This is a genomic window from Vibrio sp. V08_P9A1T1 (genome assembly GCF_963874405.1).
Classification (GTDB): Bacteria; Pseudomonadota; Gammaproteobacteria; order Enterobacterales; family Vibrionaceae; genus Vibrio; species Vibrio anguillarum.
This window is the reverse complement of the sequence record NZ_CAWNIB010000143.1, coordinates 1-4,653: the sequence shown is the minus strand read 5'-3', so window position 1 is coordinate 4,653 and position 4,653 is coordinate 1. Positions and strand designations below refer to the sequence as shown.

The window sequence follows — 4,653 nt, the reverse complement described above, 5'->3', positions numbered from 1 at the left end:
ATAAAAATCCGCCTGTGCATAAGGCGGATTTTTTTACTTCACTTTAAATGACATGCGCAGAAATACTAAGGCGCGGAATCCACCACTACAGGCAAGTAATGTTTAGGTTCAAGTTTCAACCACTCTGGTAACACAGTCCCGATTGAGATTGAAGACCAAGTTCCAGAAATAATACCGATGAACATTGCAATAGCAAACCCTTCAAGCGGCTCCCCGCCCATTAACCACAATGCGGAAACGGTGAGTAATGTCGTACCCGAAGTCACCATAGTGCGTGAAAACGTCGCAATCACAGCTTGGTCGGTAATCTCTTTGGTTGGCGTACTTTGCTTAGCCACGAGCAATTCACGAATGCGGTCAGCAATGATAATAGAGTCGTTCAATGAATAACCCAATACCGCCAGTACCGCCGCAAACACGGTTAGGTTGAACTCCATCTGTGTCAGAGCAAAGAAACCGAGCACTAAAATAACGTCATGCAGCAAGGCCAACAACGAGCCGCTCGCTAAACGCCATTCAAAGCGGAAACACAAGTAACCTAAGATACACAGTAAGCAGATCATCAACGCTAAACTACCTTGCTCCACCAGATCTTGCCCCACTTGTGAGCCGACCATACTGTTGCTCACCACCGTCACATGTTCAGAGACGTCGCTGAGCAAAGTTGGAATGTTAGGCGTCTCTTGATCACTTTCAGGAAGCGCGTAGCGGATAACCCAACGTCCCTCTTCACCTGCTTTGGTGAGCATCGTTGAATCTCCTAATGTAGGTTTCAACGCTTGCAGTAACTCTTTGTTGGTGAGGGTTTTATCGACCGTGACTTCAGTGACCATCCCACCAGTAAAATCCAAACCCATGTTGAGGCCTTTCACACCAAACGCCACTAATGAGATCAGCATCAATGTCACAGAGAGTACGCTCGTGATGTAACGAATTGGACGAATATGGTTTTTCAAATAATCAATCATGTTTATACCCTTACATCACGACGAGCATCTCGTCCCCAAATGAGATTGATAACCGCACGCGAAGCAAACACACCGCTGAACATACTGGTCATAATGCCGAGCCCTAAGGTCAGGGCAAAGCCTTGGATTGGACCATTACCGATCGAATACAGAATCACGGCGGTGATCATAGTGGTGACGTTGGCGTCAAGAATGGTGCTAAAGGCGCTGCTAAACCCAGAATCAATCGCTTGGGCGAAATTACGTCCTTCTGCAATTTTGTCTTTGATACGTTCAAAAATTAGCACGTTGGTATCGACGGCCATGCCGACCGTCAAAACTAGGCCAGCAATCCCCGGCAAGGTCAGTACAGCACCCGGCAATAAGGCAATCAGACCAATGAGACACACCATGTTAAACAGCAACGCCGCGTTCGCCACCCAACCTAAACGGCGATACCAAAGCGCCATAAAAGTCAGCGTTAATGCCATACCTAAGGCTAATGCGGCAAAACCATTTTGAATGTTTTCTGCGCCCAATGAAGCGCCGATGGTACGCTCCTCTACGATAGTCACAGGTGCGGTTAATGAACCAGCGCGCAGCAATAAAGCCAGCTGCTGTGCTTCTTCCATCGAACCTGCACCAGTGATTCTAAATTGGCTACCCAGCTGCGATTGAATGGTCGCAACACTGATCACTTTTTCGCTACGCTCTGTTTCGCCACGAGCATTGGTGGTGTATTCACGGTACACGGTCGCCATCGGCTTACCGATATGCTTGGATGAAAAATCACTCATGATTTTGCCACCCGCGTGGTCAAGCGAGATGTTGACCTCAGACATTCCCACTTGGTCAATACCTGCGCGCGCATTAACAATGTGATCGCCGGTTAATACAGGGCGTTTAGTGAGCACCACATTACGGCCATTTTCATCTTTTAGCACAATGTCTTGCGACGTAAACGCTTCGCTGGGTGATTTCGCCTCATAAAAAGCAAGGCTCGCCGTCGCACCAATCACGTTTTTCGCTTGTGATGGGTCTTGCACGCCCGGTAATTCGATACGAATGCTGTGTTCACCTTGGCGCTGAACCATGGCTTCAGTGATGCCTAGCTCTTCAATGCGATCACGCATAATCTTGAGGTTCTGTTGCAGCGTCGTTGATTGGAAATCGACTCGATTCTGTTTTGAAGGCTTGATCAGCAGTTGATCAGAAGAGCGTTGAATATCCCACCCTGAGTAAGTCTCTTTAAGAAATGCATTGATTTTATTGAGATCTTCCGCTGAATTGCTCATTACTTTGAAGCCATCAATACCTTCAGAGCTAACTTTCACGCTGCGAAGACGCTCGTCACGCAGCTTATCTTTCACGGTATCGATCATGCTGTCACGTTGCTCTTGGAACGCTTTATCCACGTCAACGTTCAGCAAAAATTGCACACCACCACGCAGGTCCAATCCTAGTTTAATCGGGTTAAAACCTAAATTTGTCAACCATGTTGGTGCAACCGAAACGTAAGAGAACGTAATACTGTCTTCTTTTTCAATCATGCCATCGAGTAATTCTCTGGCGTGCGTTTGCTGGACTTCCTCAGCAAAGACTAAGGTCGTTTTCCCACCTTGCTGCTGTATGTTTTGTACCGCAATATCGTTTTTTTCGAGTAGATGAGTTAATTCCACGACTGAATTAAGCGTCTCATTTTTAGAGGAGACTTGCAGTTGAATAGACGGCTGTTCGCCGTACCAGGTGGGTATAGCGCTCAAGGCAAGCACAACCAAAGTGGCGGCCAATACGATATACTTCCACGCAGAATAGTGATTAATAAGACGTGCTGACGCCTTTTTATTTTGTGTTTTTTTCATACCAATCCTCTCAGCAAAGCTGAGTTGTTATTACTTTAAATAAACAAGTTAAATGAACAAGCGAGTGACTTTGTCACTTGATATAAAGTAAGAGGGATCAGTACTGGCTATTTAACGCCACATACATGGCATTCGTTTCTTTCCAACCAGAAATTCTGTGGTTAGAACTATAGGGGCGAGCTTGCCATGCCGCCAACTCAGCGACAGGAAAAAGATAAAGCCTAAAGGGAGCGACGGTGACGTCGTAATTGGGTGTGTTATCGACAAAAGTGGGGCCATCGTATTCAACGACTCGGGAAGTTACCCCCCAACGAGACGCGGTGACGATTGCAGCAGAAGTGTCTGAGTGAAGCGATTTTGATACGGGTGGAGCCGTTTGTTTATCTTGTTGATCAGAGATAGGTTGTTGAATAGCAATAGCTTGAGGCAATGTTTGCTGATGAACAATCGCCGTGAGCGAGGTTTTTTCACCATGTTGTAGGATAACTTTACGTTCAGCGTGGCTGTGCGTTTCACTCTCAATTAAATAGCCGAACGCTTGCGAAGGCAGAACCACCGCAAGAAGCGTAAACCAGACATATTTAATAAAGTGCCAATGCATGAAAAAATCATTCCTCTCAACTCAAGCAGGCATCATATTCCTGACAACCATAAGCCTCAAGTAAAAAGATCTAAATGCTCTTATCACTTTAGCTAATGAGAAGCGTAAAATATTTCTTTGCTTTGTATATCAAAGTAAATTTTGTTGGCTAACTTGCGGCCACCACAATACACAAAATAAACCTCACGTTCTTGATATTTGAGCGACTTTACCCAGCCACCAAGCTCTTCAAAATCTTCTGGTACGCAGGTTTCATTTTTCAGCAACTCATCGGTTTTCTGCACAAAAGCCGTTTCATAGAGTTTAAAATCATCCGAATTCGCAATGTACTGCGTGACCGTTTTACGGCGCTCCTCTGCTGTGATCAGCGGGGCTTGTTCCACTAAACCATCCAAAGGTATCCACTCCGCGACTTCAGGCCCGTTTTCCTCATAGACAAAATAATCGGTAATACGGCCAAAACCCGATTTACGTTCCAAGATTTTCACCTTATCACCACGGTATAGAACCCGCTCAACAAACGCTTGTGCATCGGGCTTTTCTCTTACTCCGAGCCTTGCTAAATCGACATATAAATCATTAACAAGCGGTTTTGGTGGCAAGGCCGTTTTAGGAGCCGTCTCAGTGGTTGGCACTTGCTCTTCATCGTTCGAACTCGACGAATCGGCCTGCAGTGCTTCTTGCTCAGGAAGATAATAAAGAAAGTAATAGCCAGCCCCCGAGCCCGCCAGCCCAAGCAGCAATAATAGAAACATCAGCATTTTTTTCATCTTGCTGCTCATTCCTTTCTTGTTGTGCGCAACCTTGTTCGGCGCGGCACGCTTTAATTGTTCGTTAATTATAGTTGAAATCTCCGAATGTCATTTTTACTCACTATTCGAACCCATAGCGATACTAACGACAGCCTAATCCTGAACTTGATGCTATGCGTCAATCTTCTGCAAAATCAGCCTATAAATGGAATAAAGGACTCAAATTTATCTTCAACAGCAACCTAGCCACTCGATCAAATCCTATATTCATTTCACAGTTCTACATCTATAAGTCCGGACATCTTGTTAAGTATCCTATTCAAAGTTACCTAGGTTTACATTTTCCGACTTACCCTATACTGGTAATAAGTTGAAATACATTTAATAAAATTATTTCATCTCACTGCGATAAATTCTATTTAATTTTTTAAAGAACGCTACTTTCAATTACAAAACCAATTTCACTTCATACCGATGATCTTCTAACTCAA

The 4,653-nt window shown here is 44.9% G+C and carries 4 protein-coding genes; all 4 read right to left on the bottom strand.

Annotated elements, in window-relative coordinates; all coding sequences use genetic code 11:
- Positions 1-65 precede the first annotated feature (65 nt).
- Entirely contained in the window at positions 66-968 is a 903-nt protein-coding gene (gene secF / locus AACT21_RS06830; protein WP_017045371.1) for a protein translocase subunit SecF, read from the bottom strand.
- 2 nt (positions 969-970) lie between these two features.
- Positions 971-2,809, bottom strand: coding sequence for a protein translocase subunit SecD (gene secD, locus AACT21_RS06825; protein WP_094164259.1), 1,839 nt, complete (start codon positions 2,807-2,809; stop codon positions 971-973).
- Positions 2,810-2,906: 97 nt separating this feature from the next.
- Positions 2,907-3,410 carry a hypothetical protein gene (locus tag AACT21_RS06820; RefSeq protein ID WP_013868524.1) on the bottom strand — a complete coding sequence of 168 codons (504 nt, stop codon included), beginning with the start codon at positions 3,408-3,410 and terminating at the stop codon, positions 2,907-2,909.
- 92 nt (positions 3,411-3,502) lie between these two features.
- Entirely contained in the window at positions 3,503-4,180 is a 678-nt protein-coding gene (locus AACT21_RS06815; RefSeq protein ID WP_231494674.1) for an SH3 domain-containing protein, read from the bottom strand.
- Positions 4,181-4,653 lie beyond the last annotated feature (473 nt).

Excerpts from the sequence above, each read along its gene's own strand:
- AACT21_RS06820 (WP_013868524.1), bottom strand. The coding sequence starts at position 3,410 with ATGCATTGGCACTTTATTAAATATGTCTGGTTTACGCTTCTTGCGGTG.
- AACT21_RS06815 (WP_231494674.1), bottom strand. The coding sequence starts at position 4,180 with ATGAAAAAAATGCTGATGTTTCTATTATTGCTGCTTGGGCTGGCGGGC.
- secD (WP_094164259.1), bottom strand. The coding sequence starts at position 2,809 with ATGAAAAAAACACAAAATAAAAAGGCGTCAGCACGTCTTATTAATCAC.
- secF (WP_017045371.1), bottom strand. The coding sequence starts at position 968 with ATGATTGATTATTTGAAAAACCATATTCGTCCAATTCGTTACATCACG.